This window comes from Burkholderia sp. BCC1988 (genome assembly GCF_905339895.1).
In the GTDB taxonomy this organism is placed as follows: Bacteria; Pseudomonadota; Gammaproteobacteria; order Burkholderiales; family Burkholderiaceae; genus Burkholderia.
In genome coordinates, this window is sequence record NZ_CAJPHA010000011.1 from 1 (window position 1) to 25,356 (window position 25,356).

Annotated in this window: 24 protein-coding genes; 22 read left to right on the top strand and 2 right to left on the bottom strand. The window is 60.5% G+C overall.

Going from position 1 to position 25,356, the window contains the following annotated elements:
* On the bottom strand, positions 1-638 hold a 638-nt coding region (locus U4012_RS17150), incomplete at its 3' end, for a hypothetical protein (RefSeq protein ID WP_321800194.1).
* On the opposite strand from U4012_RS17150, the gene U4012_RS17155 reads away from it, so the two are divergent.
* The 18 genes from U4012_RS17155 (at position 622) to U4012_RS17240 (ending at position 17,916) form a co-directional block, all read left to right on the top strand.
* Entirely contained in the window at positions 622-1,329 is a 708-nt protein-coding gene (locus U4012_RS17155; protein ID WP_321800196.1) for a YadA family autotransporter adhesin, read from the top strand. The genes U4012_RS17150 and U4012_RS17155 overlap by 17 nt on opposite strands.
* 19 nt (positions 1,330-1,348) lie before the next feature.
* Positions 1,349-2,101, top strand: a complete 753-nt coding sequence (locus U4012_RS17160) for an OmpA family protein (protein WP_321800198.1) — start codon at positions 1,349-1,351, stop codon at positions 2,099-2,101.
* 155 nt (positions 2,102-2,256) lie between these two features.
* Positions 2,257-3,393 carry a DUF2827 family protein gene (locus U4012_RS17165; protein WP_321800200.1) on the top strand — a complete coding sequence of 379 codons (1,137 nt, stop codon included), beginning with the start codon at positions 2,257-2,259 and terminating at the stop codon, positions 3,391-3,393.
* A complete protein-coding gene (locus U4012_RS17170) occupies positions 3,387-4,508 on the top strand; it encodes a DUF2827 domain-containing protein (protein WP_321800202.1) in 1,122 nt (373 codons plus the stop codon). Before U4012_RS17165 ends, U4012_RS17170 begins: the two co-directional genes overlap by 7 nt.
* Before the next feature lie 47 nt (positions 4,509-4,555).
* Positions 4,556-5,065: a hypothetical protein gene (locus U4012_RS17175; RefSeq protein WP_321800204.1), complete on the top strand. Its 510-nt coding sequence runs from the start codon at positions 4,556-4,558 to the stop codon at positions 5,063-5,065.
* Positions 5,066-5,129: 64 nt separating this feature from the next.
* Positions 5,130-6,269 carry a DUF2827 domain-containing protein gene (locus U4012_RS17180; RefSeq protein ID WP_321800206.1) on the top strand — a complete coding sequence of 380 codons (1,140 nt, stop codon included), beginning with the start codon at positions 5,130-5,132 and terminating at the stop codon, positions 6,267-6,269.
* 33 nt (positions 6,270-6,302) lie between these two features.
* Positions 6,303-7,232, top strand: a complete 930-nt coding sequence (locus tag U4012_RS17185; protein ID WP_321800208.1) for a peptidyl-prolyl cis-trans isomerase — start codon at positions 6,303-6,305, stop codon at positions 7,230-7,232.
* A gap of 42 nt (positions 7,233-7,274) precedes the next feature.
* Positions 7,275-7,595 carry a hypothetical protein gene (locus U4012_RS17190; protein ID WP_321800210.1) on the top strand — a complete coding sequence of 107 codons (321 nt, stop codon included), beginning with the start codon at positions 7,275-7,277 and terminating at the stop codon, positions 7,593-7,595.
* Between the two features lie 41 nt (positions 7,596-7,636).
* On the top strand, positions 7,637-9,511 hold the full coding sequence (locus tag U4012_RS17195; protein WP_321800212.1) for a tetratricopeptide repeat protein: 1,875 nt from the start codon (positions 7,637-7,639) through the stop codon (positions 9,509-9,511).
* Positions 9,512-9,556: 45 nt separating this feature from the next.
* A complete protein-coding gene (locus tag U4012_RS17200; protein WP_321800213.1) occupies positions 9,557-9,838 on the top strand; it encodes a hypothetical protein in 282 nt (93 codons plus the stop codon).
* Positions 9,839-9,841: 3 nt separating this feature from the next.
* Complete coding sequence (locus tag U4012_RS17205) at positions 9,842-11,866, top strand: OmpA family protein (protein WP_321800214.1); 2,025 nt, start codon at positions 9,842-9,844, stop codon at positions 11,864-11,866.
* A 57-nt stretch (positions 11,867-11,923) separates the two neighbouring features.
* On the top strand, positions 11,924-12,643 hold the full coding sequence (locus U4012_RS17210) for a DUF2968 domain-containing protein (protein ID WP_321800215.1): 720 nt from the start codon (positions 11,924-11,926) through the stop codon (positions 12,641-12,643).
* Between the two features lie 64 nt (positions 12,644-12,707).
* Positions 12,708-12,842 (top strand): hypothetical protein, encoded by a 135-nt coding sequence (locus tag U4012_RS17215; protein WP_321800216.1) that lies wholly within the window; start codon positions 12,708-12,710, stop codon positions 12,840-12,842.
* A 49-nt stretch (positions 12,843-12,891) separates the two neighbouring features.
* A complete protein-coding gene (locus U4012_RS17220; protein ID WP_321800217.1) occupies positions 12,892-13,143 on the top strand; it encodes a GlsB/YeaQ/YmgE family stress response membrane protein in 252 nt (83 codons plus the stop codon).
* 343 nt (positions 13,144-13,486) lie between these two features.
* Complete coding sequence (locus U4012_RS17225; RefSeq protein WP_321800218.1) at positions 13,487-13,843, top strand: H-NS histone family protein; 357 nt, start codon at positions 13,487-13,489, stop codon at positions 13,841-13,843.
* A gap of 33 nt (positions 13,844-13,876) precedes the next feature.
* Positions 13,877-14,653, top strand: a complete 777-nt coding sequence (locus tag U4012_RS17230) for a response regulator transcription factor (protein ID WP_321800220.1) — start codon at positions 13,877-13,879, stop codon at positions 14,651-14,653.
* Positions 14,654-14,717: 64 nt separating this feature from the next.
* On the top strand, positions 14,718-16,598 hold the full coding sequence (locus U4012_RS17235; protein WP_321800222.1) for a tetratricopeptide repeat-containing glycosyltransferase family protein: 1,881 nt from the start codon (positions 14,718-14,720) through the stop codon (positions 16,596-16,598).
* A gap of 565 nt (positions 16,599-17,163) precedes the next feature.
* On the top strand, positions 17,164-17,916 hold the full coding sequence (locus U4012_RS17240) for a response regulator transcription factor (RefSeq protein ID WP_321800224.1): 753 nt from the start codon (positions 17,164-17,166) through the stop codon (positions 17,914-17,916).
* Positions 17,917-18,224: 308 nt separating this feature from the next.
* Here U4012_RS17240 and U4012_RS17245 read toward each other — a convergent pair whose 3' ends face one another.
* Positions 18,225-19,565 (bottom strand): pyridoxal-dependent decarboxylase, encoded by a 1,341-nt coding sequence (locus tag U4012_RS17245; RefSeq protein WP_321800226.1) that lies wholly within the window; start codon positions 19,563-19,565, stop codon positions 18,225-18,227.
* Between the two features lie 612 nt (positions 19,566-20,177).
* Here U4012_RS17245 and U4012_RS17250 point away from each other — a divergent pair.
* The 4 genes from U4012_RS17250 (at position 20,178) to U4012_RS17265 (ending at position 24,820) form a co-directional block, all read left to right on the top strand.
* Positions 20,178-20,744: a hypothetical protein gene (locus tag U4012_RS17250; RefSeq protein ID WP_321800228.1), complete on the top strand. Its 567-nt coding sequence runs from the start codon at positions 20,178-20,180 to the stop codon at positions 20,742-20,744.
* Positions 20,745-20,853: 109 nt separating this feature from the next.
* A complete protein-coding gene (locus tag U4012_RS17255; protein WP_321800230.1) occupies positions 20,854-22,260 on the top strand; it encodes an APC family permease in 1,407 nt (468 codons plus the stop codon).
* A gap of 209 nt (positions 22,261-22,469) precedes the next feature.
* Positions 22,470-23,609, top strand: a complete 1,140-nt coding sequence (locus U4012_RS17260; protein WP_321800232.1) for a hypothetical protein — start codon at positions 22,470-22,472, stop codon at positions 23,607-23,609.
* Between the two features lie 179 nt (positions 23,610-23,788).
* Positions 23,789-24,820, top strand: coding sequence for a MaoC/PaaZ C-terminal domain-containing protein (locus U4012_RS17265; RefSeq protein ID WP_321800234.1), 1,032 nt, complete (start codon positions 23,789-23,791; stop codon positions 24,818-24,820).
* Positions 24,821-25,356 lie beyond the last annotated feature (536 nt).

The window sequence follows — 25,356 nt, forward strand, 5'->3', positions numbered from 1 at the left end:
CTGTCGACGGGCTTGTCGACGACGAACAGCACGGTGTCGTCGCTGTCGACGTCGAGCTCGACGGCAGTCAGCTCGCTGTCGACGGGTCTGTCGACGACGAACAGCACGGTGTCGTCGCTGTCGACGTCGACCTCGACCGCGGTGGGTTCGCTGTCGACGGGCCTGTCGACGACGAACAGCACGGTGTCCTCGCTGTCGACCTCCACGTCGACCGCGACCAGTTCGCTGTCGACCGCGTTGTCGACGACGGACAGCACGGTGTCGTCGCTGTCGACGTCGAGCTCGACGGCGGTCAGCTCGCTGTCGACGGGTCTGTCGACGACGAACAGCACGGTGACGTCGCTGTCGACCTCGACCTCGACCGCAGTGGGTTCGCTGTCGACGGGTCTGTCGACGACGAACAGCACGGTGTCGTCACTGTCGAGCACGATCAGCTCGGTGAATGGCAACACGACGTCGCTGTCGACCTCGACGTCGACGACGGCCAGCTCGCTGTCCACCGGCTTGTCGAGCACGAACAGCAGCGTTGCGTCCTTGTCGACGTCGACCTCGACGACGGCCAGCTCGTTGTCGACGAGCGTGAGTTCGCTGTCGACGGGTCTGTCGACGACGAACAGCAACGTGACGTCGCTTTCCACGTCGAGCTCGACCGCTGTCGTGTCGCTGTCCACGCTGATCTCGAAGTCGAGCCCGCACTACTTGAGCGTGAACGACGACGGTACGCACCAGAGCAACTACAACAACGACGGCGCGACCGGCACCAACGCGATAGCGTTCGGTCCGTCTGCATCGGCGGCCGGCACGAATGCGGTCGCGATCGGCAACGGTGCGAACGCAACGTCGGACGGTGCCACCGTCGTCGGGGCGAACGCGCTGGGATCGGGCACCAATGCGACGGCCTTCGGTACGAACGCGACGGCGAGCGCCGCTAACTCGGTTGCCCTGGGCGCCGGGTCGATCGCCAGCGAGGCGAATACGGTATCGGTCGGCTCTGCCGGCAACGAGCGCCGTATCACGAACGTCGCGCCGGGCGTGAATCCGACCGATGCGGTGAACGTGTCGCAGTTGAATGCCGTGCAGCAGGGTGTGAGCAACGTCGCGCGACGCGCGTACTCCGGTGTCGCGGGAGCCACGGCGCTGACGATGATTCCGGACGTCGACCTCGGCAAGACGATCGCGGTCGGGGTGGGCGGTGCGACCTACCAGGGCTACGGGGCGGTCGCGCTGGGCTTCACCGCGCGCCTGACCAACAACGTCAAGCTCAAGGGCGGGTTCAGCAGCAGCAGCTCCGGCTACTCGTTCGGCGGCGGCATCAGCTACCAGTGGTAATGCAGGGCGGGCCGGGCGGGTGGTCAAGCCGCCCGCCCGGCTTGTGAAGAATCGGAGAAAGACACAGATGAAAACAACGAGGTTCGAGATGATGAAAACCCTGACCGTGGTATTGGCGATTGCCGCCGTTCTGACGGGTTGTTCGTCGGCATCGGGGCCGACGTTCGACGCGTATTCGGTGACGCTGCCGAATCAACAGCAGGCGTATCGCGTGCGATGCGACGGCTTGCTGGAAGGCCAAGGCACATGCGACGCGAAAGCTCGCGAGATGTGCGGCAACGCGCAAGTTCGCCCGATCGAGGCGGTGGCGCCGTACTCGAGCGGCGCGGGCGTACGCGTGCTGACCTTCCAGTGCGGGGTTCCGGCACAGCCTGCGCCGCCGCCCCAGCCCGCACCGCAGCCAGCCCCCGCACCGGTGCCGCCGCGCAAGATCACGTTGAGCGGGGACGCCAACTTCGACTTCGACAAGGCGACGCTGACGGCCGATGCACGCGGGCGACTGGATCAGCTGGTCACCCAGGCGCGCGGGATGTCGTTCCGCACCGTCACTGTGGACGGCTATACGGACGCGATCGGATCGGCCGCGTACAACCAGGCACTGTCGGAACGACGGGCACAGACGGTGGCGATGTATTTGCACGACCGCGGCCTGAACTCGCAGCAATTCTTTGCTCATGGAAACGGCAAGGCCAACCCGGTTGCGACGAATGCAACGGAAGCCGGTCGAGCGCAGAACCGGCGCGTCGAGATCCAGCTGGATCCGCTCAATTAACTAGCGCTGTGAAGTACCCCGTGTCCGCCTCGTTCCGTCGAGCGCGGTTCACGGGTTGGGGGAAGGGGCCACAGGCTCCGGATAGGCGGCCCTTTCCCTTCTTTTTCTCATAACAAACAAACTTCACATCAACAGCGATGCGTATCGGAATTTCAGTGCTCACCCATGCCGGGCATAGCGTCTGGGAAAACGGGTTGGGGCAAAACGTCTTTTTCCTGGTGCAGTTGCTGCGCGAGCTTCCGTTCGTCACGGATATCGTGCTGCTCAACTGCGGCGATCAGGACCAAGTGTCGCCGGAAGCCGAGAAAGCCGCGTTTGGCGCCCGGCTGGTGGCGTCGCGGGACGCCGCGGATCTTGTCGACGTCGTGATCGAGATGGGTGGCGGGCTGGAGGTCGAATGGCTCGACTACATCCGGGCGCTGGGTAAAAAGGTCGTGTTCCTGTGTTGCGGTCAGCCGTATGTCGGATTGATCGAGCCGAGCGTGTTCAAGAAGGGCGGGTATTTCACGCGCGCCACGCGCTGTGACGAAATCTGGGTGCTCGAAAAGGATCGCGAGTTCATCCCGATGCTGCGCACGCTCCACCGTTGCCCGGTTATCGAAATTCCGTTTCTGTGGGACCCGGTCTTCATCGAACAGCGTAGCCGCGAAGTTGAAGCCGCCGGCCTGCGCTTTGGCTATCAGCCCTTGCCGGAACTCGTGTCTCCGCGCCGTCTTCGTGCCGCGATCTTTGAGCCGAATATCTCGGTGGTCAAGTGCTGCACGATTCCGCTGCTTATCTGCGATGCGGCATTCCGTCGCGATGCGGCGGCGATCGACCGCGTGCACGTGCTCAATAGCCTTCATCTGAAGGAGCATCCGACGTTCTCGTTCCTCACCGGTTCGCTGATGCTGAACGAAAAGGGGCGACTGCATCTGGACCATCGCCACGATTTTGTCGGCTACGTCAGCCAGTACGTCGACGCGATCGTTGCGCACCAGTGGCATAACGACCAAAACATCGCTTATCTCGACGCGCTGTACGGCGGCTATCCGCTGGTCCACAACTCACCCTGGCTGGGCTCGACCGGCTATTTCTACTCCGGCTCCAATGTCGACGAGGGGGCCGACGCGTTGCTGAACGTCGGTTACATGCACGACATCGCCCATGCCGACTATGTCGAGCAGGCGCGCGACTTCCTGAAGCGGCTCAGTCCCGAGCATCCGCGCAACCTGTCCGGCTACGCGCGGCGGCTGTTGGCACTGGTCCCCGCAGTTGGCGGGCAATCCGCGATGAGGGGGCAAGCATGCTGAATCGGCGTCTGAAAGTCGGCATCACGATCTTTCTGCGGGCGGACCAACAGTCCATTTGGGAAAACGGCATTTTCCAGAACTGCTTCTTTTTGGCGATGCTGCTCAAGCATTCGCCGCACATCGATGCCGTGTATCTGGTCAACGGCGGAGACGGCTCGCCGGAGAAGGCGACCCAGTTCCTCGCGCATGCGCCTGCCCGGACGATCGATCTGGACACCGCGCAGCAGACGCTCGACGTCGTGATCGAACTGAGCGCGCAACTCAACCCGGACTGGGCGCGCGCGTTCCGCGAACGTGGCGGCCGCGTGATCGGGATGCGTGTGGCGAACGACTACGTCATCGACATCGAACGCATGATGTTCGGCTTGCCGCATGGGATGCTGGTATCCGGCACGCCGTATGACGCAATCTGGACGCTTCCGGCTTTCGAGCGCACCTGCGCACACTATTACCAGAGCGCGCTACGCGCGCCGGTTCGCGCGATGCAGCACCTCTGGAGCCCGCACCTGCTGATGCGCTCGATCGAAGCGAGCGGCCGGACCACACATTTCGGCTACCAACCGCATCGTGCGCGTTGGCGACTCGCGATTCTCGAGCCGAACATCTGCATGGTGAAGACATCGCATCTGGCGATGCTGGCGGCGGATCTCGCCTACCGGCAGGCACCCGGATCGATCGAGTATCTGCGCGTCTATAACACGCTGCATCTGAAGGCCGATGCGCAGTTCGTCGGCTTTGCACGCAGTCTCGATCTCGTCAATCACGGTCGTGCCACGTTCGAGCCGCGCCTGCCGATCTACGACATTCTCGGCCCGCAGGCGGATGCGATCGTATCCCATCAGTGGGAGAACGCGCAGAACTACGTGTACTACGAGGCGCTTTACGGCGGCTATCCGCTGATCCACAACTCGGACCTGCTCGACGGTTGCGGATACCGCTACGCCGGCTTCGACTGCGAGGATGGCGCGCTCGCGCTGCGCGAGGCGTTCGCCACGCATGACGCGAATTTCGCGAAATATCGAGCCAATGCACGCGCACTGCTCGAGAAGCTGGATCCCGAGCGCAAGGAAAACGTCGATGCATATGGCGCGGCGATCGCGGAGCTTTTCCAATGAAAGCCCGTTTCGGATTTGTCGTCGCGCTCGCGGCACTTACAGCACAGGTGTCGACCGCGCAGCCGCTGCCGGCCGCGGGCGCGGCATCTCAACCGCTGGCGCTTCCCTCGACCGTCCTAGCAGGCGCGGCAATGCGCGCCGGGGTGCGGCGTTGCTACCCGATGGTCAATGCCATCTCGGAGCGCACGTTCGCCAATACGGAGCATGCCGACGTGGTGCTGGATTGGGACCGGAACGACCCGGACGGCGCGCCGTTCTTTTCAATGTCGGGCCTCGACTACGGTCAGGCGGCGGCATTGCTGTCGCTCACGACGTCGCCGGCGGACGCCGGCTGTGCGGTGCTGGCCGAGCGCATCTCGAGCGCACCGTTGCCGTGCAAGGACGTCGCGCGTTCGGAACTGGCCGGTTACCGCGCGAACGCGCTCGTCAAATCAGTCACCGTGTACACGCATCCGGCGCACCCGCGCGAGACGGTCACGCTGCTCGACGCGCCGCCTTCGTGCGTGATCGTACGGCGGCAGGTGCATTTCGGAACCCGATCCGCAGGCATGCAATGAAGCACGACAACGACCAAATCGACCCAATTTCTCGACTTGACAAAGGGATGCCAGGAGACCGCGCATGAGCAAAGCAGGATCGTTACGAATCGGCATCACGATTGGGCTGCGCGATGCGGCGGAGAGCCTGTGGGTCAACGGCATCAAGCAGAACGCGCTGTATTTGATGAAGCTGTTCCAGCAGTCGCCGCTTCGGCATCGCGTGACGCTGGTCAATACGACCGCGGTTGCGATCACGTCGAGCCTGCCGTGGGACCTCGCGCAATTCCCCGTGTGCTCGTTCGACGACGCGAAGGATGCGCTTGACGTGCTGATTGAGCTCGGCGGCCAGATTGACCCGATGCAGACGCAGTATCTGCAGTCGCGCGGCACGAAGGTCGTCAGCTACTGCTGCGGCCCGGAATACGTGCAGATGATCGAAGCGATGATCTTCACGCGCCGGCTCGCCGACTCCGTGTTCATCAATCAATGCTACGACCAGGTCTGGGTGATTCCGCAGGTGACGGAGACCAGCGCGGGCTTTTTCAGCGTGCTGCGGCGCCGGCCGGTGCGCGAAGTGCCGTTCGTCTGGGATCCGATCTGCATCGACGAGCGCACGCGTGACCTGCCGTTTCGGGGCGAGTATCGACCGACCGGACGGCCGAAGAAGCTGTCGATCATGGAACCGAACATCGACGTTCTCAAGTTCTGCCTCTACCCGCTGCTGATTGCCGAATCCGCCTATCGGCAGTGCGGCTCGAAGATCGACTACGTCCACGTGACGAACGCGGACCACTTCGCACGAAGTTGTCCGGAGTTCATCGGCATTGCCCACCACCTCGATCTGGTCAAGGACAGCAAGGTGAGTTTCGTCGGCCGTTACGACACGCCGCAGTTCCTGTCCGAGCATACCGACATCGTGGTGTCGAATCAGTGGGGGCTGGCGCTGAACTATTTCTATTTCGACGTGTGCTGGAACGGCTACGCACTCGTGCACAACGCGTGGCTGTGCAAGGAGATCGGCTACTACTACCCGGACAACGATGTTGAGGCGGGTACCAGGCGCGTTGTCGATGCCATCGAGCATCACGATACCGATTGGCAGGGCTATCGGAAAAAGCAACGTGAGTCGATCGGGCGATTCCTGACGACGAATCCCAAGCAAATCGAAGCATATGACCGGTTGCTCGTTGGACTGTTCGACGAGGTCGAAAAGGCCGCCTGAAGCAGAACGATATCGACCGGAAACGGTGGATGAATGACCCGCAATCAAGAGGACCTGACGATGAAAAAAGACATTCACAGCACGAAGGGAATCAAACGACGTCACGCAGTGGCGACAGCAGTCGTTGCCGGACTCGTCCTGTCCGGCTGCGCAAATCAGAACACGCCGGCGGACAAACCCGTCGCGGCGAGCACACCGGTCAACGCGTCGCCTGTCGACGCATTCGCGACGGTCAATGGCGTTCCGTTGACGCGCGCCCAGGTGAGCGAGACGTTGCGCGCAAGCGGCCTGCCTGACTCGGCAGCGCAACGCGCCGAGATCGAGCATGGTTTGGTCGTTCGCGAACTGATCCGCCAGGCTGCCGACGCGGAAAAAATCGGCGACGCGCCCGAAGTGCGTGCTGCAGCAAGCAAAGCTCGCATCGATACCGAAAATCGCCTGTATATCGCTACGCACGCGAAGGCGCGGCCGGTCACGGAGGAACAGGTACGTGCACGCTACGACGAGATTGTCGCCTCGCTCGGTCCGATGTCATACAAACCGCGATTGATCGTGCTGCCGAGCGAAACGGCTGTCCAGGCGGCATTGGCTCGACTGGCGCGTCATGAGCGGTTCGATTCGATCGCCACGAAGGAGAGCCTTGCGCCGAGCAAGGCGAACGGTGGCGCATTGCCTTGGGTGAGCCTGAAGACGCCGGTCACCGAAGGCAACACCCAGGGCCTGCCGGTTGAAGTGGCCCGTGCACTCGTGCAACTGCATCCGGGCGACTACACGCGTTCGGCGATCGCGGTCGGCCAGGTGCGCATGCTGGTCAAGCTCGACGGGAAGGTACAGACGGCGGTCCCGCGGTACGAGCAGGTTCGGGGCGAGTTGATCCAATCCCTGCAGAGTCGGGCGCAGACGGACGCGTTCAACGCGATGGTCGACTCACTTGCAAAGAAGGCGGTCATCACCTCGCGGTGAGCGGGGCATAGCGCGCAATCAAACGGAGAAAACGGGGCAACCATGGGCAACTTCAGCGTTACGGACAACTTCATCGGCAATCTCGTCGTGAGCTGGCTCATCACGTGTTGTCTCGTGATCGGGATCGATCATTTCGCGATGGATCTTGCATGGCTGCGCGGCGCCTCGCCGCGCGTCGAGATCCTCTTCATGGTCGCCATCGCGATCTGCGTGCTGTTTGTTGCGCCGTACATCTATAAGCGCGCGCGCCGAATCCAGCCGTCCATTTTCGAGGACGGCGATTGCAGAAAGGCCGCATGGCGTGGACGCCTGATCGGCCTGGGTGTCGGCCTCGTATCAGGTATCACCATTCAGGGCATGTAAGCGACGTCGCGCATTGATAGCGTTTCTTGGGGAAAAGATCGATGGCCAAGCAGGGTAAATCTCAACTGGATCGGATCGAGTCGCTGATCGAACGCGGCTCGCTGATCGAAGCGTCTCATTTGTTGTCGACGGAGCGGGTCAGGCAGTCGAACAATCCGCGAGAGCTGATTCTCGCCAGCCGGCTGCTGTGCCTGAGGGGACGGTTCGGCGATTCATGTGATCTTCTCGACCGCGCGTTGCAACTCGACGACACGAACGTGGATGCACTGACCGAGCGCGCTCGGCTCGCGGTGCGATTCGGCGACGATCCCGGCGCGGATGGTTGGTTCGAACGCGCACATAAGAACGGCGCGCCCGGCGAAGACTGGATGCTGGACTGGATTGACGTGCTGTTCCGCCTCGGGAAATTCGATGCTGCACGCGATATCGCCACGGTGCGCTGCGAGCGGGCGCCGGACCAGGCCGCGCCGTGGTTCCGCCTGGGTCTGGCGCATCAGCAGGCACGACATCATCTGCAGGCACTAGACGCTTACCGCCATGCCGAACGTCTCGAGCCGACGCTCCCGATGCTGCGCAACAACATGGGCGCCGCGCATCTCGAGCTCAAGCAGTTTGCCGACGCGAAAGCGACGCTCGAACAAGCGCTGCTGGACAGTCCGGACAACGCGCTTGCCTGGAACAATCTTGCGACGACGTTGCTGAAGCTTGGCGTACTGCCTGACAGTCTCGTCGCGGCGGAGCGCGCGTGCGCACTGGCACCGAATTACGCGACCGCGCTGCAGACTTGCTCGTACGTATTGCGCGAGCATCAGCAATGGAGCGATGCGCTGGCCGTGGCCGAGCGTGCACTCAAGCTCGAGCCGAACGATATGTCGCTGGTGTGGACGGTGGCCATGCTGCAACTCATGCGCGGCGATTATGCGAACGGCTGGGTCAATCACGAGGCGCGGTGGAAGGGCTCCCCGGAACTGCGCGAGACCTCGCACAATCTGCCGGTTCCGCAATGGTCGGGGCAATCGCTCGAAGGCAAGACGATCATCGTATGGGGCGAGCAAGGGCACGGTGACGTGCTGCAGTTCGTGCGCTTCGTCCCGGCGTTTGCCGAGCGTGTCAAGCGCGAGGGGGGAAAGCTCGTCTACTGCTGCTTCGCGAGTCTGTTGCCGCTGCTCAAGCGCAGCCTTGGTGAGGCTGTCGACGTCGTGGTTCCGCACGACCTACGCCCGTTGCCCCCGTTCGACTATCACTTGCCGCTCTGCAGTCTGGCAGGGGTGCTTGGTGTGCGTGTCGAGCATTTGCCCGGACGTACTGCGTATCTGCGCGCTGATTCAGTCAAGGCGCAGATGTGGAGAAAGCGCTGCGCGAGTGACGCAACGCTCAAGGTCGGATTGGTGTGGTCGGGTAGCCGAAATCACCAGCGCAATCCGATGCGTTCGGTCAAGCCTGCGGATTATGCGAGCGCTTTCCGGTCGATCGCCGGCGTCGATTTCTACAGCCTGCAGGTCAACGCAGAAGGTGAGGCGGATGAGGCTCGCGAGGCAGGCCTTCGCCTGACCGACACGACGGTGGAGTTCGAGTCGTTTGACGATACCGCGGCGTTCATCAAAAGCCTCGATCTCGTGATTACGGTCTGCACGTCGGTTGCGCATCTGGCCGGCGGTCTGGGTGTGCCGACCTGGGTATTGCTCGATGTGAATCCTCACTGGGTGTGGATGACCGATCGCGCTGACAGCCCATGGTATCCGAGCGTGAAGCTGTATCGGCAGCGTAGCTTTGGCGATTGGAGTCCGGTGCTCGAGACGCTACGCGTCGATCTGGCGGAACTCGTTACCAGAGTCGACAACGCAATGCGTGAATCCGATGCGATGTCCGTGAATGGGGCCGCCCCGTCGGCGGCCGACGAATGCGCCGCCCACTGACCCGTCAGCAATGACCATGAGACCTGCGATTGCTACGAAAAAGCGATGGGCGCCCCAAATGGATTTCGCTTCCCCATGCTCGTGCCGCGTGACGCCGCGCGCGTCGAATGGCCGTTCTATCTTGACCGTCGCCAGCGCGCGCTGTTGCGCGATCTGCACGACGCATGGGGTGAGGACGCGGTCGTGCAGATCTATGCCGGGTGCGTTCGCATTCGGTCGGATTTCGGCGACTGGCGTTTCTCGAGCGATGCGGAGCTGCGCGCCGGTATCGACATGTGCACGCGGTTGCGCCAGCCAGCGGGCCGGCAAGAAAATTTCACGGAGTAAACCTTGAACGCTATCGATCTCGTCCAGACGGTGTCCTCGACTTTCGCTCCGCCTGTTTGCGAACAATTGTCCGCCCGGATCGGTTTGGCGCCGAACGTGATCCGGGGTATCGTCGAGCACGGCACAGCGGCGGTGCTCGCGTCGGTGATGGCGCAATGTGCCACGCGCCAGCATGCGTCAGCGTCGTTCTCAGCGATTCTGTCGCCGGCTGTCAACGCGCGCATCGGCGAGCACCTGGGCGTTCGGCTCGCCGATACGGCGGGGTTGAAGGACCTGGAAACGACGGGCGACCAACTGAGTGCGCGCGTTGTCCTGCGGCGGATCTCGGTGTTGAGTGATCCGATCGCGGCGATGACCGGCGTGCCTGCGCAAGCGACGCACGTGCTGGTTGCGCTGTCGGCCTCGGTCGGCTTCGGGATGCTCAAGCATCACCTGTTGATCGAACAGGCATCCGAGGCTGATTTCGTGTCGCTGATGCGCCACCAGTTTCCGTCAATCGCCCCGTTCGTATCGGATGGCGTCGCGCAGGCGCTCGGATTCAAGAGCGCTGCGGACTTCGCGGAAGCGATCCGGCAACCGGCGGCCGTGTCGTCCGAGCCCGAAACGACCACGCCGGTTTATGGTCCCGTCAGTGCGTCTGTGAGCACGACCGTCAATACGGCGGTCAATGCGACGAAGCTCCCGACGGCCGTTCTCATGCCGCTGCCGACGTCGTCAACCGGCGCGGCGCGCGCGTCCGGCACGCCGAGTTTTGCGCCGAAGGTCGGGCCGCAGGTTTCGGCTGCCAACCCCACGGTACCGGAGGCCGAACCGCCGAATGCAGCGACTGCGCCGACTGCACCGAATGCTGCGGCCGCATCAGATGCGCCGGCCATGGCAAAAGTCGTGTATCGGCCCGCGCCGCGACGGCGGCATTCGCGTCGAGGACTGCTCTGGTTGCTGGCATTGTTGGCCGCGGGTGGGGCAACGACGTATGCCTATGAGCAAAATCATCCGGGTTTTCTGAAATCGACCTTCACGTCGCAGGAAGGTGATGGAGCGGTTCGGCTTGGTTCGACGGCACCGGTGCCGGGCTCGGCGCCGGCCGCATCGGCAGCTGACTCGAACGCGCATGCTTCGGGAGTCGCCGCGCAAACCATTGCACCGACCGTACCGGTGTCCTCATCCGCCGGCGGTGCTACCGCGGCAGTTCCTGGGTCAGATGCCAGCGCTGGCACGCCGACCGCGGCGCAGGCTGACGCAGTGCATTCGATGTTCGCGATGCGGGTCGACGGTGCCGGCTTTCCGCACATCGCCGCCACTGTGGGTAATGACGAGCAACGACAGAAATTGCTCGACTTGCTGAAAGGCAAGTTCGGCGCGGGGCGGTTCGACGCGGACATCGCGATCGCGAATGGCACGCATTCGGATTGGCTCGAGCATCTCGATGTGCTGAGCGCGCTGATGGCGGTGCGTGGTGCGGAAGTCTCGCTGCGCCCGATGCTGATCGAGCTTGCCGGACCCGCTGCGGATGGGCAGGACGCGTGGATCGATCGGCTGCAGCAGGCATTCGGTCCGTCGTGGCGGGTCGTCGCGTTCGATGCCGCGGCACGCGTGGGGCAGGCGTCCCAGACGTTCCGTCACTCGGTGGTGAAGGCGATCGACGATGGCCACCCGTGTGCGCCGGCCGACGTCGAGCGCGTGCTCAATACCCAAATCATCGATTTCGCGCATTCGAGCGGTCATGTTCCGGCCACGGCCAAGGACAACCTTGGCGAAGCCGCGATGCTGCTCAAGATCTGCGCAAGTGTCGAGCATCCGGTCAAGGTCGAGATCGCGGTTTTCACCGACAGCGTCGGCGACGAACAGGCGCTGACGCTGTTGTCGCGCAAGCGCGCCGAGTCGATACGAGCACAGCTGATCGCGGACGGTGTGCCGGCGCCGCTCCTGACGGCGAATGGATACGGCGCGACGCATCCGGTTGAAAGTGACGTGACGAGTATCGGGCGATTTGCGAATCGGCGCGTTCAATTCAATGTGCAGCGTTGACGTGAAGAAAACCAACTACACGTGTGAAAGGGCGTCCGGGGTTTGAGGAGATTGATCGTGAAATTGCATTTGAATAGACGTCCCGTTGTGACAGGCGAAGAAGAGGCAGCAGACGCATTCGACGCAGCTGAGGTGGCCGGCGCGGCGTTTGCTGAGTCCCCCGCGGACGAGCCAGTGCCGGCTACGCCGACCGTATCGCCCCTGCGACCGCTGAACGCAGTCATGCCGCAAGGCAATCCCCGCATGGTGCAAACGGCCGAACTTGCCGAAGTCGAAGCGTTGGGCGAACAACAGGCGCTCGCGCCGTTTCGCACCTTGCAGGCGTTTTCGTACTCGGTGAACTTGCTGTTCCATCGCACCGATCTGTCGTACTACATCACGCTTTGTCACGAGGGGCGCTTGTGGAGGGCATTGCACGCCAACGAGTTCGACTCGGCCGAAGCGGCGTTTCGGCATTTCGAGGAGCAGGCGATTCGATTTTCCGATATCGAGTTGCGCCGCGCCCAGCTCGAGGCGCAAAACCTTCATGTCGCGACGTTGATCGAGGCGTCCGAAGCGCAGGCGGAGCGGTTGCGTAACGATCTCGAGCAGCACGCGGCACAGAGCCAGCTTGTGAGCAGTCGCCAGCAACACGTGCGTCGAGAGGTTGCCCAGCTGGAAGCGCAGCGGGTCGCAGCGCAGGCGCAATTGAACAAGAGCACCCGGCAAATCCATCAGCTGCGCGCGACGAGCAACGAGCGCATTCCCCATCTGACCACGCGCAAGAACGATGTATGACGGAGTGCATTGAATCCGGAAGGGCGACCGGCCATTCGCCCAAACGACAAGAAGGAGCAGAGGTATGAAGAAACTCGTCATGACGGCCGTCGCGCTATTGATGGTCGCGACGTGCGGGATCGAATCCGCACAGGCCGCGCTGTTTCACCACAAGCATCACTGGCACGGCTTTCATCACCACCGCGCTCGCGCGAACTGATCGGACACCGCTATTCCAGGCATCAGAAACACCAGGAAAAAGGAAAAACATGCTTCATAACCTGATCATTTGGCTGATCGTCGGCGGTATCTCCGGATGGCTCGCGGGCATGATCGTGACCGGCGGTGGCTTCGGAATCCTGATAGACGTGCTGGTTGGCGTTGCAGGTGCGATCGTCGGCGGATGGATTACGTCGCTGATCGGCATCAGTATCGGGAGCGGCATCCTGTCGTCGATCATCGTTGCGGTCGGCGGCGCAGTAGTGCTGTTGTTCCTGCTCAATTTGATCCGGCGGGCCTGACGTTCGTACGGCTGCCGTCTGGCGGCAGCCGACGTCGACTCGAGGATAGGACGATTCGGGGATGAGGCGAGAGCAAACCAGGCGTCACATGGAAACAGCAACCTGCCGGGGCTTGCAGGACATGCGCGACATCGGTGCGCGCCCCTTGCCATATCGTCTGATTCGGACGGGGAAAGTCCATTTAGCGAGGGCATCGGTGCGTGTGCATGTCGCGCCGCTTTCTGCCGCCTTGCTCGTTGTACTGATTTTGTCGCTTGCGTTGAACTGCTGAGCTGTATTGGTTTGATGGAACGCAAGTTCGGGAAATTGATGGATTGATGTGTGGAAGTAATAGGAGAACTAAATGTCGGGAGAGTCTTTGCACGATTTGCTGACAAAACGGGCCCAGCTGGATGCCGAAATCGCGATGCGTCGCGCGGCTACGAGGAAGGGTGTCCTCGAGCAGATCGTGAAGTTGATGTGCGAATACGAGATCGAAACACGGGAAATCGAATCGCGCCTGTCGAGCAACCGGGTCAGGACGTCACGCGGACGGTCGGTTGCGCCGCGCTTCTGGGATCCGAAGACCGGTGCAACCTGGTCAGGACGTGGCAGGAAGCCTCGATGGATGGCCGGGCGCGATCCGGAGGAATTCAGGCTCAAAACGCCGGGCGAGCTGGAAGAACGAACGGAAAGACCGCACGGCAAGCACGGGTCTTGACGAAGTAGTTGTCGTTACGTAGCGCAAATAAAAATGTTGCCGCGGTTCATCGAACCGATGGCGGTGCGGGGAGAGATTTACATGCCAGTATTGTCGATCATGGGGCGCAAGGAGGCGACATGTGCCATTTTGAACAGAGATCCGGGTCCGGCCGGTGAGATCGGGGACGCACTGCGTCGATATGGTTTTGTGTGCAGGATGTTCGATTCGTCGGTTGCGCTGCACGCATACCTGAAGTCTTCGAATGTCGACATGGTCCTTGTGATCGAACCGAATCGGGGAGGCTTGATCGCGAAATTTGCGTCGGCATTGCGCAACGACCGTTCCATTGAGAACGTCCCGCTGATGGTCGTCGGACCGGAAAACGAGGACGAAATGGTTGCCGCTCTGACTGCCGGCGCGGATGCATATTTGAGTGCGCCTGCATCGATCGACGTGGTGATTGCGAGGATCCGCGCACTGCTTCGGCGAATTGCGGGATCTCATGCGCGCACGTCGGGTTCGTCTCACGGCGCGTATGCGTTCCATAACGGCGCCGGTCGTGTCTGCGTCAAGGGCGAGCACATCGTGCTGACGCGCATGGAATATCGCGCCGCGTTGCTGATGTTTACGCAGATGAATCGGGTCGTGACGTTCACCGAGCTGTGGAAGGCAATGTGGGAAGGGGTTTCGAGGCTCGAAGCGCAACACCGCACCGTGTGTGTGCACATGTCGCGGGTTCGTACCAAACTGAGACTGACCGGTGACTGCGGGTATCAGCTCATCTCGGTGCGCGGGGCAGGCTACAAGCTGGTCAACACGCGACACTGACGTCCGGCGCGGCGAAGCTATTCGACAAGCCGATTGCTCGGCATCATGGAGCTATGGAGAGGATATGGGATCGGCGCAAGACAACGAGTCGACGATATCTGCGGACGACGTGTTTTATGCAGCTGTGGCCGAGCATCGTGCTGGCGCGCTCGATGCGGCGGAGCGGCTTTATCGGCGAGCGCTCGAGCGTGCGCCCGATCACGCAGAGGCGCTGAACAATCTGGGCGTGCTGCTGGAAGGAACACGGGATATCCGGCATGCCGAGGCCTGCTATCGACGCGCGCTCTCCTTGATGCCAGGGTACGTCGATGCGCACTGCAACCTTGGTCTCATGTTGCATGCTGCCGGTCGAGTTCAGGAGGCGGAGGCGTGTTACGTGGAGGCGCTGATGTACGACCCCGAATGCGCGATCGCTCACAGCAGGCTTGGAGTCCTGTTGCACCTGACCGGCAGACGTGCTGATGCCGAGCCGCACTTGCGCCGAGCGTTGGCGTGCGATCCGAACGATGCGACGACTCACGCTGCGCTGGGCGCGGTGCTGCATCAGGAACTGCGCTATCAGGAAGCTGAAGTCTGCTACAGGCAGGCGGTTACGGTCCAGCCGGGCTGTATGGATGCACATCTGAATCTCGGTGTGTTGCTTCATGAGACGGGCCGCATCGAGGAAGCAGAGAGATGCTTCTACCGGACACTTGAGCTGAATGCCGAACATTGCGGCGCGTACGGTAACCTGGGAAACCTGCTGTATGCGCAACAGCGGTTTGGGGAGGCAGAAAGATGCTACCTGGGCGTGCTCGAACGTACGCCAGATTCGATCGAAGCGCTCAACAATATGGGGCGGCTGCTTCATGACGCGGGGCGGTACGACGATGCGGAGCGATACCTGCGTCGGGCGCTCGAACTCGATCCATCGCGCAGTCCGACCGCGTTCAATCTCGCGCTCCTGCTGTTGGCCCGCGGCCGATACGAAGAGGCCTGGCCGCTGTACGAGGCGCGGTACGAGCCGTCGCCGCATTGGGGTGCCGATGCATTGTGCCACATGCAGCCCTGTCTGTCGTTTCCGGAATGGCGCGGTGAGTCATTGCTCGGAAAGTCGCTGGTTCTGTTTCCGGAACAGGGGCTTGGCGATGTGGTTCAGTTTGCCCGATATCTGCCGCTTCTCAAGGCATGCGGCGTGAGCCGATTGTCCGTCGTCTGCCCGCCGGCGCTGACGCGATTGATTGGCGCGATCGCTGGCGTCGATGCGTGCTGGTCCTATGACGCAATGGCATCGCTCCCTCCACACGACTATTGCTGTCTCGTCATGAGCCTGCCGCTGCGATTTCGCACAACGCTGCAAACCATCCCGGCAAATGTGCCGTACTTGCATCCTGCCCCTGAACTTGTATCGCATTGGGGCTCTCGTTGGCCGTGTGACGGTTTCAAGGTCGGATTGGTATGGGCTGGCGATTCACGGCCGGATCAGGTCAATGCGAACGCGATCGATCGACGAAGGTCGTTTCATGTGGATACGTACTTGCCACTGTTGCGGATGGATGGCATCACCTTCGTGAGTCTGCAGAAAGACGCGACGGTGCGGCGCCAGCTCGCCGAGTTGCCCGAGCACCTGCGGCCGGTTGACCCAATGGAGCATGTCGTGGATTTTGCCGATACAGCAGCGGTGATCGCGAATCTCGATCTGGTGATTTCGGTGGACACGTCCGTCGCCCACGTCGCGGGGGCACTGGGCAAGCCGGTCTGGATCCTGTCGAGGTTCGATGGTTGCTGGCGGTGGATGGCGGATCGGGATGACTCGCCCTGGTATCCGTCGGCGCGGCTCTTTCGGCAGCCGCGACCCGGAGATTGGGCAAGCGTCATCGACTACGTCGCGAGCGAGCTGAGTGCATTCGCGAGCCGCGATCCAAGGGATGTGCAGCCGGGAGCAGACACCGTTCCATCCCGCTGAACGCCAGCGTTGCGTTGCAGCCGGGGTGCATCCCGTTACGCGCACCTGCCCATAGGCTATTGATCGGTAACTCACGATTGGCATCTGCTTTCGCAGGTCGAAATCAAGTCGAATGCATAAAAATTTTGTCATAACGCTTTGATAGGCGCTATTCAAGGAGAACCTATGAAGACCGGGATTCCCGTTTTCGAGAATGAAATTCTGTAGGAATTCTCGCGCTGGATCGGATGATTTATGTAGGGGAATTCTTACCATAATTGACGGCTTGTATGGCATGTCAATTTTATTGAAAATGAGTCCTTGCGCCTTGACGCGATGATGTAAGTTTTTGTTAAATTGGTTAAAAGTACGTTGGGTAGGTGGTGGCGGTCCTCGCGGAAGCGGGAAAAATTTTCTGTTTCCATCGAGTCCTGCATCAATTTTGTGAAACGTTTGCCAAGAGATTGGGGTGATCTGAAAAGCTTAGATAAATAATAAAAATTGGCGTATGCCGCATACAGAGAGGGATGCGTGCTGGTGGTTGTTTGGTGAATTAATTTATAACGCTCTGGATGTGAGGCAATTCATGAATATCTTGCTCATCGAAAATGATGTGCCACATGCTATGTTGATGCAGCAGTTCATGGCCAGTGAAGAGTTGTCGATTTCGCATGCAACGTCCGCGGAAGCAGGGATCGAGATTGCCATGCGTCAATCGGTGGACCTGCTAGTACTCGAGTGGCAGCCGTATGCCGCGTCGGGAGTCAAACTGATCGAGACGATCCGCTCTTGCAGCCGCAAGAGAGTGCCGGTCATCTGCTTGTCGAATCAGGCTACCGAGATGGACATCGTCTATCAGGCCCAAGGGGTGATCGACGAGTACATCATGAAGCCGTTCAGTGGCCTGGAGTTGGCAAGCCGGATCGATGCGTGGTTGCGACCGGCTAGAAGGGGCACGGCCGCGGAGCGGGATATCGTGGTCGGCAGTTTTTTGCTGAGCACGGCGAGAAGAAAAGTGACGCTTCATGGGGATGAGCTTCACTTGATGCCGAAAGAGTACGAGCTCATGGTGTTTCTCTTTCGCAATATCGGGAAAATCGTTTCGCGTCAGATCGTGTCCATGGCGGTTTGGGGGCGGGCGCAAAGCAGCGATTCGCGGACCCTCGATACGCATATCTATCGCTTGCGCAAGATACACGGCATGGTTCCCGAAAATGGCGTTCGTCTCGAGTCTGTCTACACGAGGGGTTATCGACTTGAAGAGGTTGCTGCTCGTGTCGGTGTGGATGTGCGTGCGCTCGTTGAGCAGCCCCTTCCCGATGGGGCTGCGATGGCCTAGTTTGTCGATCGCCCAAGCGTCCTCCGGGCGCTGACACGCAATTGACGAGATCGCCGAGCGCTTGCCAAACACGCGCTCGGCGATTTCGTTTCGATACCTTGAATCGATCGATGGTTGGGGCTGGAGATGCCAGAGAAAACCGACTTGGCCGGCACACGATTGGAGGCATCTCGCCGGTGTGCCGACGAAGTGACGGCGATGCGGATATGTACAGTGCGAGGCAGCGAGTCGTTGCTACGCTGCTTGTGGTGTCCTGGCACGTCGACCGACACAGGAGATGATCCAGGAGCACCGCAAGCGCATTAGTGTCACCGGCCGAACAGCGCAACCGCCTCATTACGCTGCGAGTTGACTTGCCTTTGATAGCGAGCATCACGTTCGAGTGCCGCCAGAAACGCGTCGACGACATTCCGATCGACATGCGGCATCACGACAACATGCGCGGCATCGCCCTGGGCACTCAGTCGGAAGCGGTTGAACGTCTCGCTCCCGGGACGCGTGAATTGCACCGCAAGCGAATTGTTCGCGCGCTCGCACCACGTGTCGCATCGCTCGGCAATCTGCACGACGCGTTCGTAAGCGTACGCTGCCAGCGCATCGCAGCGAGCGGCCCGAGCGACCTGCTGGTCGAGCGGAGTGGCCGACAACGCATGCCAGAGCACGAGTGCGGAAAATCCATTCCGGCTGCTGGCCAGCGTGGAGTCGGGAGAATCATAGTATTCCGGGCGGCTTGGCGGCGCGATGCGCAGTTTCTCTCGCGTCATGTAGAGCCCACCGGGAAATGGCGAACCATACCACTTGTGCGTGCTCATCACGATCGACGAGACGTACGGAAGACGAAAGTCGAAAGAAGGGCCGTGCGTGTCGGACAGGCCGCTCTCCCTTGCCAGCTCCAAATATGGCAGGTAGGCAGCCCCGAGCGCACCATCGATGTGGATCCAGAATTCCTGGCGCGTCGTCTCGTTGCTTTCCGTGCACATCCCATGTCGCTCCAATACCGGGCGCAGGAATTGCCACACGTGCTCGGGTTCGTCGTATGCACCTTTGAAGGTCGAGCCGAGGTTCAGCAGGATGACCGGGGCATAGCCGCGCGCGCAAAAGAAATCGACGAGCACGGCAAGTGCTTCCGCATCGATGGCACCGAGGCGGCTCGGCACGCCACTCGGCCACGAGCCATCGGGGCTGATCGGGCACTGACGCGGGTACAGGCGTGCCCCCGCTTGGTAGAACGTCTCGACCGACAACGCGTCGGCGCTCTTCAGCACCGACGAGTGGGCCTGATCGGAAAAGAACAGCAGCGGTGTTCTGGAAGACTGCTTCGAACCCATGTCGTGCATGAGCGGTTTGCCGGAGAGGTAATTTCTCGCGTTCCAGAGCGCATACATGTTGCCTTCCGTGGCACCCATGCTGAGGACGTAGCCCCACGTCGTGTCCGCGCTGCCTTCGGTGCTTCGCGGTTGCCCGTGCCAGAGGCTGGTGAAGTACGACAGTACCTCGCGCTCCATGAATCGGGTGTTGGGAAGTCCGGCGCCCGAGTCGTACGGATCACCGAGATTGTTCAAATGAATATTCAGGAACGGTGCGAGCGCGGCGTAGTTGAACTTGTGGTTGATGGGATAGCCGATGCACTCCGCCTGGACATCCGTCAAGTCACTTCGTAACAGACCGAGGAGAAGGTTAATTTCCTCGCTGTCCCGCGATTCAAGCAGAAGGGAGCTATTTGCGTGTGACATGCAGTACCTCACTGATCGTTGTGAGAAATGGTCCGATGGGACCGAATGTCTGGTCTCGATACAATTGGGCGACGAGTCCATCCACCGACAAAACGTGTTTAAACATGATTTAAAGAATATTAGTTCATGATGCGGAATATTCAGCATAAAACAATTGTCAAATGGCAATGGATGACTTTTGACAATTATTGCATTGAGCCGGCACGCGGCAACGGAGATGATTGATCCTGCCGAACACGATGGATCTCGTGATCAGGCGCAGCGGCCTAGGGGCTACACGACGGCTCATATACGCAATTCGGACACAAATCGAAGCGATGTGGTGGATCTCCGGGATCAAGAGTGCCGGGCGGCCGTACCACCTTTTTGCAAGCCGTATCTATGTTGTCGAGACGCAATAGTGACCTTCGTTTTTTTAGGAAATCGAGAGCGTGATTGGGAGATGCGCGCCAACCGTGAGTACGGCGCAACCTATTGGGGATGGTGATGGTGCAGATTCGTTGTGCAGACAGAAGCGAAATCGGATGGGTGTCCGATCTGCTCGGACGAGGCTTCTTTGATGACGAAGTAATCAAATGGGCGTTTCCGGATCCTGCCCGGCGAGCCAAGTCCCTGAGCGAATTCTTCGGGATTTACCTGGATCTCGCATTCGATCGCGGCGGTGTGATGGTGGATGCCGATCGAGCAGCAGCGTTTGTTTACTTCCGTCCTGAAGGGATGGACATGAGCGTCGAGGAGCAGGAACGGATGCGATCGCGCATGACGGCGTGCGCTGGCGAGGATGCCTCTACGGTGCTTGCATTCCTCGACGCATTGGATGCGCATCACCCGACCGGCCCACGGCACTACTACGGCTTCTGCATGGCGACAGAGCCTGAGCGACGCAACTCGGGGTGCGGAATGGCATTCATGCAATTCCTGAACACCGTGATGGATCGTGACGGCCTCCCATCCTATTCCGAGTGCACTTCGCTTCAGTGTCGGTCCATATGCATTCGACTGGGCTACAGGGATGCCGGACCGCCCATTCAGCTTGAAGGTGGCCCGGTTCTGTACCCGGTATGGAGAGAGCCGAACGCGCAGGTCGTGTGCTGACGTTGTTGATTCGTCGCGACTATGCCCCTCGCCACGCTTGGCGGATGTTGTCTACGGGGCGCTCGGGGCGTGTTGTTTGAAGTGCTGTTCACACTCAATGGAGGTCGATATGACGCAATCGAGCGAGACAGGGCGGTTCGGTTTGAAGATGCGGTGCCTGTCCTTTACGGAAATCCTCGCGCAGGCCGTTGCCAACATTTCACCCTCCGTGACGCCGCTGGTGCTTGTGCCGCTCGTGTTCGCTTCCGCGGGCGCCGGCACGTGGCTTTCGTATCTGCTCGCAACCGTCTCGATGATTCTGGTCGGCGCGAACATCAATCAGTTCGCGACGCGCTCATCGTCGCCCGGCTCGCTTTACGCGTATGTCGGACGTGGGCTCGGCGGTTTCGCCGGTTTCCTGGCTGGTTGGAGCATGCTTGCTGCATACCTGTTCACCGCGATGGCCGTGCTGTGTGGGCTGGAAAGCTATGCGAGCAGCCTGTTCAGCACCTTTGGCGTGACATTGAGTGCGCCCGTGACGGTCGGCGTTGCCGGTGCAATCGCATGGTATATCGTCTGGCGCGACGTCAAGCTTTCCGCGAAGTTGATGCTTGCGTTGGAAGCGGCGTCGATGATCCTGATTCTCGGGGTCGGTTTGTCGGTCATCGTCAAACACGGGACGCTGGTCGATCCGGGGCAATTCAAGTTCGCGACAATCGATCCGGGCGGCGTCAAAGTGGGGCTTGTCCTGGCCATTTTCAGCTTCGTTGGCTTCGAGAGTGCGGCGACGCTGGGTGAAGAGGCGCGGGATCCGCTGCGCAGCATTCCGCGGGCAATGACGCTGAGTACGGCAGTGAGCGGATGCTTCTTCATGCTGACGGCGTATGTCGCCGTGCTCGGATTCAAGTCGATCGGAACGTCTCTTGGTGCCAGCGCGACACCGTACAACGATCTCGCAACGAGTGTCGGCTTCGGCCGCCTCGGTATCCTGATTGCATGCGGCGCGGTGATCAGTCTGTTCGCAGGCGCCGTTGCCAGCCTGAATGCTGCGTCCCGCATCCTGATGACGATGGGCCGACATGGCGTATTGCCCGCAGGTCTGGCTCGTGTACACGCGAGGAACAAGACGCCTTCGATCGCAGCTACTGCGGCATCCGTACTCGTGATCGCGGTGCCCGCCATTCTGTTGAGCGTCGGCCAGCAATCGCTCGACATGTTCAATGACTTCGGCACGGTAGCCACCTACGGGTTCCTTGTGGTGTATGTACTCGTGTCAGTCGCGATGCCGATTTATCTCAAGCACCGCAGTGAGTTGAGTTCGCGCGCCATTCTGCTTTCGGGTGTGTCGATACTGCTGATGATCCCGCCGCTGATCTCGACCGTATATCCGAGCATGCCGTCGCCGCTGGACAAGTTTCCGTACTGCTTTGTCGCATACCTGTTGATCGGCGCGATGTGGTTCAGCGCGAAAAAGGGCTCAAGCAGGGCCGCCCTTGACACCAAGATTGCGGAAGACCTCGACATGCAAGGCACCTGAGTACACGGCGATCTTGCGTGGCGAGTCTAGCGGAAAGCGTTCGCCCGATTGACCGGGCGAACGCCTGTCTTCACCGGCATCGCAAGATGCCTCGATTCGCTGCATCGGGCCGTCCTTTTCACGCGTTGTCGCGATGATGAGCTACGTGCGTGAGCAGGCGACCAGGGTGAGTCGGCTACGCAGTGTCGAACGATGGTACTTGAAATAGTATGGTTATCGAAAAATCAAGCCTCGCGATAATCGGATGCGGGAATGCGGGCGTTGCCGCATTTATCGCGGCAGTCAGACGGCGTGCCGCGTCGACGATATTCGTTATTGGCCCCCAATCTGCCGGCCCGGAGGATCAGCGCTGTCGATCCTATGAGCGTGCACATGACGACGCGTTTGTCGACGTCAACCACGTTGCGTCGAGCCGTGCGTCAAATTTCCTTGAGCACCTGTGTTGTGGAGAGGACGTGGCCATGTGTGCTACGTACGCGCCGGGAATCTGGACGGAGCATTATCTCGCCGACCGGTTTAGTCATTATGTTCGCGCAGCCGCCGAGAACGGCATTGAAGTTATCCAGTTGCCGTATCGCTTCAAGTCTTTGAGTGTGCACGGTTATCGACGCTATGTCGTTCATTTTGACGACTCGGTGCTTCCGCCCGTGCCGGCGAACGACGTGATTATTTGTGCAGGATACGAAGCTTGCCTGTTGCCTGAAGTGCTCGAGGCTCATAAGCATCGTGTGACGTTCATCGGCTACCCGTGTATCGATTCAGAAGTGCTGGCGCGCCTCCCAACGAAAACAAATGTCCTGGTGATCGGAAACGAACTCGCTGCCGTCGATGCGGCGAATTTGCTTGTTGGCCGCGATCATCACGTGACGCTTCTGTGCGACCAGCATATCGATCGGGTGGCGACGCATAACTCCGGAGCGATGTTGCGCTTGATGGAGAGCGGGGCGATGACGTTCGAGAAGGGGGCGATTCGGAGTGCTGTCCCGGCTTATGGTGACGGGCATGCATGGTCGATCGACTGGGGTAAAGGCCACTGTCAATTTGGTGCCGTCGTGGCTGCGACCGGTTTCTATGCTCCGAACCTGTTCTTCAACGAGAGGGATGAACTGGAGATCGATGCGGATAGCAGACGAGAGAAAGATTCGGTCAGCTTGACGGAGGACATGGCTGTGAGCGACGGCCGATGGGCGACGCAGCAGAGCATTTGGCTCGTGGGCGAGCCCGTGAATGTGCGGCTGCCGGTTGTCAATGCGATGTTGGCCGTTACCGCGCGAGCCGATCGCGTGGCGGCGAAAATTTTGGATTGTTTTCGAGCGGTCTTGTCAGCTGATGAGGCGCCTTTCGTTTGAGAGCACCCTCAACGTGAAGACCGGGCATGCGTCCTCGAAGTCTCCGAATTAATCGTCGCGAGCGTGGTGCGCTTTCGGTACAGAGATCACCGATGAAGCACCAGATGCATGCGATCTGCAGAAAAAAGCCGTATTGAGCCCCACCGGCACTTATCTTTTACGATTGAACAGGTGAAAAAATGCAATTTGTACATACCAGCTGCGAGGGCACCTCATCGAGCACGCAAAGCGATCGACTCGGTCCGTCAATCGAACTGGAGGACATCGTCCAGTTTGCGCGGGAGTACGATCCGCAGCCAATGCACGTCGACCCTGAGGCGGCGAAGGGAAGTCTCGTCGGCGGCCTCATCGCGTCGGGCTTGCATACCAGTTCACTGGCGGCGCGGCTGATTGCCGACAGCCTTCCGCTCGGTTCGACGCCCGTGGCGATCCAGAACGTCGATATGGTGAAGTGGGTCAGGCCGGTGCGCGCCGGCGATCGCCTTCAGCTGCGCCAAACCATTCTTCAAAGCCGAAAATCGCAGACGTCGAATGCGGAGATCGTCCAATACAAGTTTGACGTGCTGAATGGCCAGGATGAGGAGGTGATGAACCAGACCGCGTGGATCGCATTCGGTCCCCGAGCGGACGATCTGCAGCAATACATGGAACGCGGTGGCGATGCGCTTGCAGGCTCGAGGGAAGAGGCTGATGGATCATCGCAGCGAGACCAAGGAAGCCGGCATCTTGATCGTGGCTACTTTGACGAGGTCGTTGTCGGAGAGTCGGCGATCCTTGGGCATCATCAGTTCAGCGCCGAAGAGATCGAGCGTTTTACGCGAACCTATGATTCGCTTTCCTGTCACTGGCAACATGACGAGAGCCTACTGAGTCAGCATTCCGATTCGCGGATAGCACCGGGATGGCTTGTGACATCCGTATGGATGAAGCTCTACGTGACGGAACGAAACAAGACGGTTCATGCCACGGCGTCTGAGTGCGGCCACAAGCCACGCTACGGTCTTTCCCCGGGAATCTGGGACATGAAATGGCTGGCGCCCGTGTATGCGGGCGACGTTCTGACATACAGCGCCCGCGTGTCGAAGACGCGACTCGTCAACTCGAAGCCGGGGTGGGGTTTGGTGTTCTACGAGAACGATGCGGTGAATCAGCGAGGCGAGCGGGTGTTCGAGTGCAAGACAGCGATATTCTGGGAGTGCCGGCCGACCTGAGCGGGGGCGAAGCGCGTCGTGTCACATGAACGAACCGATCTGCGGGTATGTGGCACACGCGCTGCGAAGGGCGTTCTGCGGTATGAGGCAGGGACGCCGTGCTCGACGACGGAGATTCGCATACATCGAGTTCGTGATTCGATAACGGTGGCCCAGCTCGCTGGCTCAAATTCGGGTAAGTCGCGACGTGCAGATAGAAGTGCGAGATCGACGTAACCATCTGCACGGCGTTCATGTCGCTGTCTGGCAGATTGGGATGCTCTCCGTCATGCAACTTTATCGGCCGTTGGAACGGTTACCGGCGGCTCGGCACGGAAGCTGAGCGGCGTGGAAGGAGTGAATTGTGAGTACAGGACGGTATCGTGAATGGTTGGAGGTATGCGCTGAGCTCGAGGCCGCGCATAACGCCATTGTGAGCGCGACTTTTCCGGACGGTAGTGTCGATCTTTCAGTCGCACAGCGGAACGTACTCGATGCGGCGAAACGGCGGTTGGACATTGCGCTCGCGAAGCAGGCCGTGCTGGCTCGGGATCAGA

What these genes read in the sequence shown, in the direction of transcription:
- U4012_RS17170 (WP_321800202.1), top strand. Translation starts at nt 3,387, where the DNA reads ATGCTGAATCGGCGTCTGAAAGTCGGCATCACGATCTTTCTGCGGGCG.
- U4012_RS17180 (WP_321800206.1), top strand. Translation starts at nt 5,130, where the DNA reads ATGAGCAAAGCAGGATCGTTACGAATCGGCATCACGATTGGGCTGCGC.
- U4012_RS17185 (WP_321800208.1), top strand. Translation starts at nt 6,303, where the DNA reads ATGACCCGCAATCAAGAGGACCTGACGATGAAAAAAGACATTCACAGC.
- U4012_RS17190 (WP_321800210.1), top strand. Translation starts at nt 7,275, where the DNA reads ATGGGCAACTTCAGCGTTACGGACAACTTCATCGGCAATCTCGTCGTG.
- U4012_RS17195 (WP_321800212.1), top strand. Translation starts at nt 7,637, where the DNA reads ATGGCCAAGCAGGGTAAATCTCAACTGGATCGGATCGAGTCGCTGATC.
- U4012_RS17200 (WP_321800213.1), top strand. Translation starts at nt 9,557, where the DNA reads ATGGGCGCCCCAAATGGATTTCGCTTCCCCATGCTCGTGCCGCGTGAC.
- U4012_RS17215 (WP_321800216.1), top strand. Translation starts at nt 12,708, where the DNA reads ATGAAGAAACTCGTCATGACGGCCGTCGCGCTATTGATGGTCGCGACG.
- U4012_RS17220 (WP_321800217.1), top strand. Translation starts at nt 12,892, where the DNA reads ATGCTTCATAACCTGATCATTTGGCTGATCGTCGGCGGTATCTCCGGA.
- U4012_RS17225 (WP_321800218.1), top strand. Translation starts at nt 13,487, where the DNA reads ATGTCGGGAGAGTCTTTGCACGATTTGCTGACAAAACGGGCCCAGCTG.
- U4012_RS17230 (WP_321800220.1), top strand. Translation starts at nt 13,877, where the DNA reads ATGTTGCCGCGGTTCATCGAACCGATGGCGGTGCGGGGAGAGATTTAC.
- U4012_RS17235 (WP_321800222.1), top strand. Translation starts at nt 14,718, where the DNA reads ATGGGATCGGCGCAAGACAACGAGTCGACGATATCTGCGGACGACGTG.
- U4012_RS17240 (WP_321800224.1), top strand. Translation starts at nt 17,164, where the DNA reads ATGAATATCTTGCTCATCGAAAATGATGTGCCACATGCTATGTTGATG.
- U4012_RS17255 (WP_321800230.1), top strand. Translation starts at nt 20,854, where the DNA reads ATGACGCAATCGAGCGAGACAGGGCGGTTCGGTTTGAAGATGCGGTGC.
- U4012_RS17260 (WP_321800232.1), top strand. Translation starts at nt 22,470, where the DNA reads ATGGTTATCGAAAAATCAAGCCTCGCGATAATCGGATGCGGGAATGCG.
- U4012_RS17265 (WP_321800234.1), top strand. Translation starts at nt 23,789, where the DNA reads ATGCAATTTGTACATACCAGCTGCGAGGGCACCTCATCGAGCACGCAA.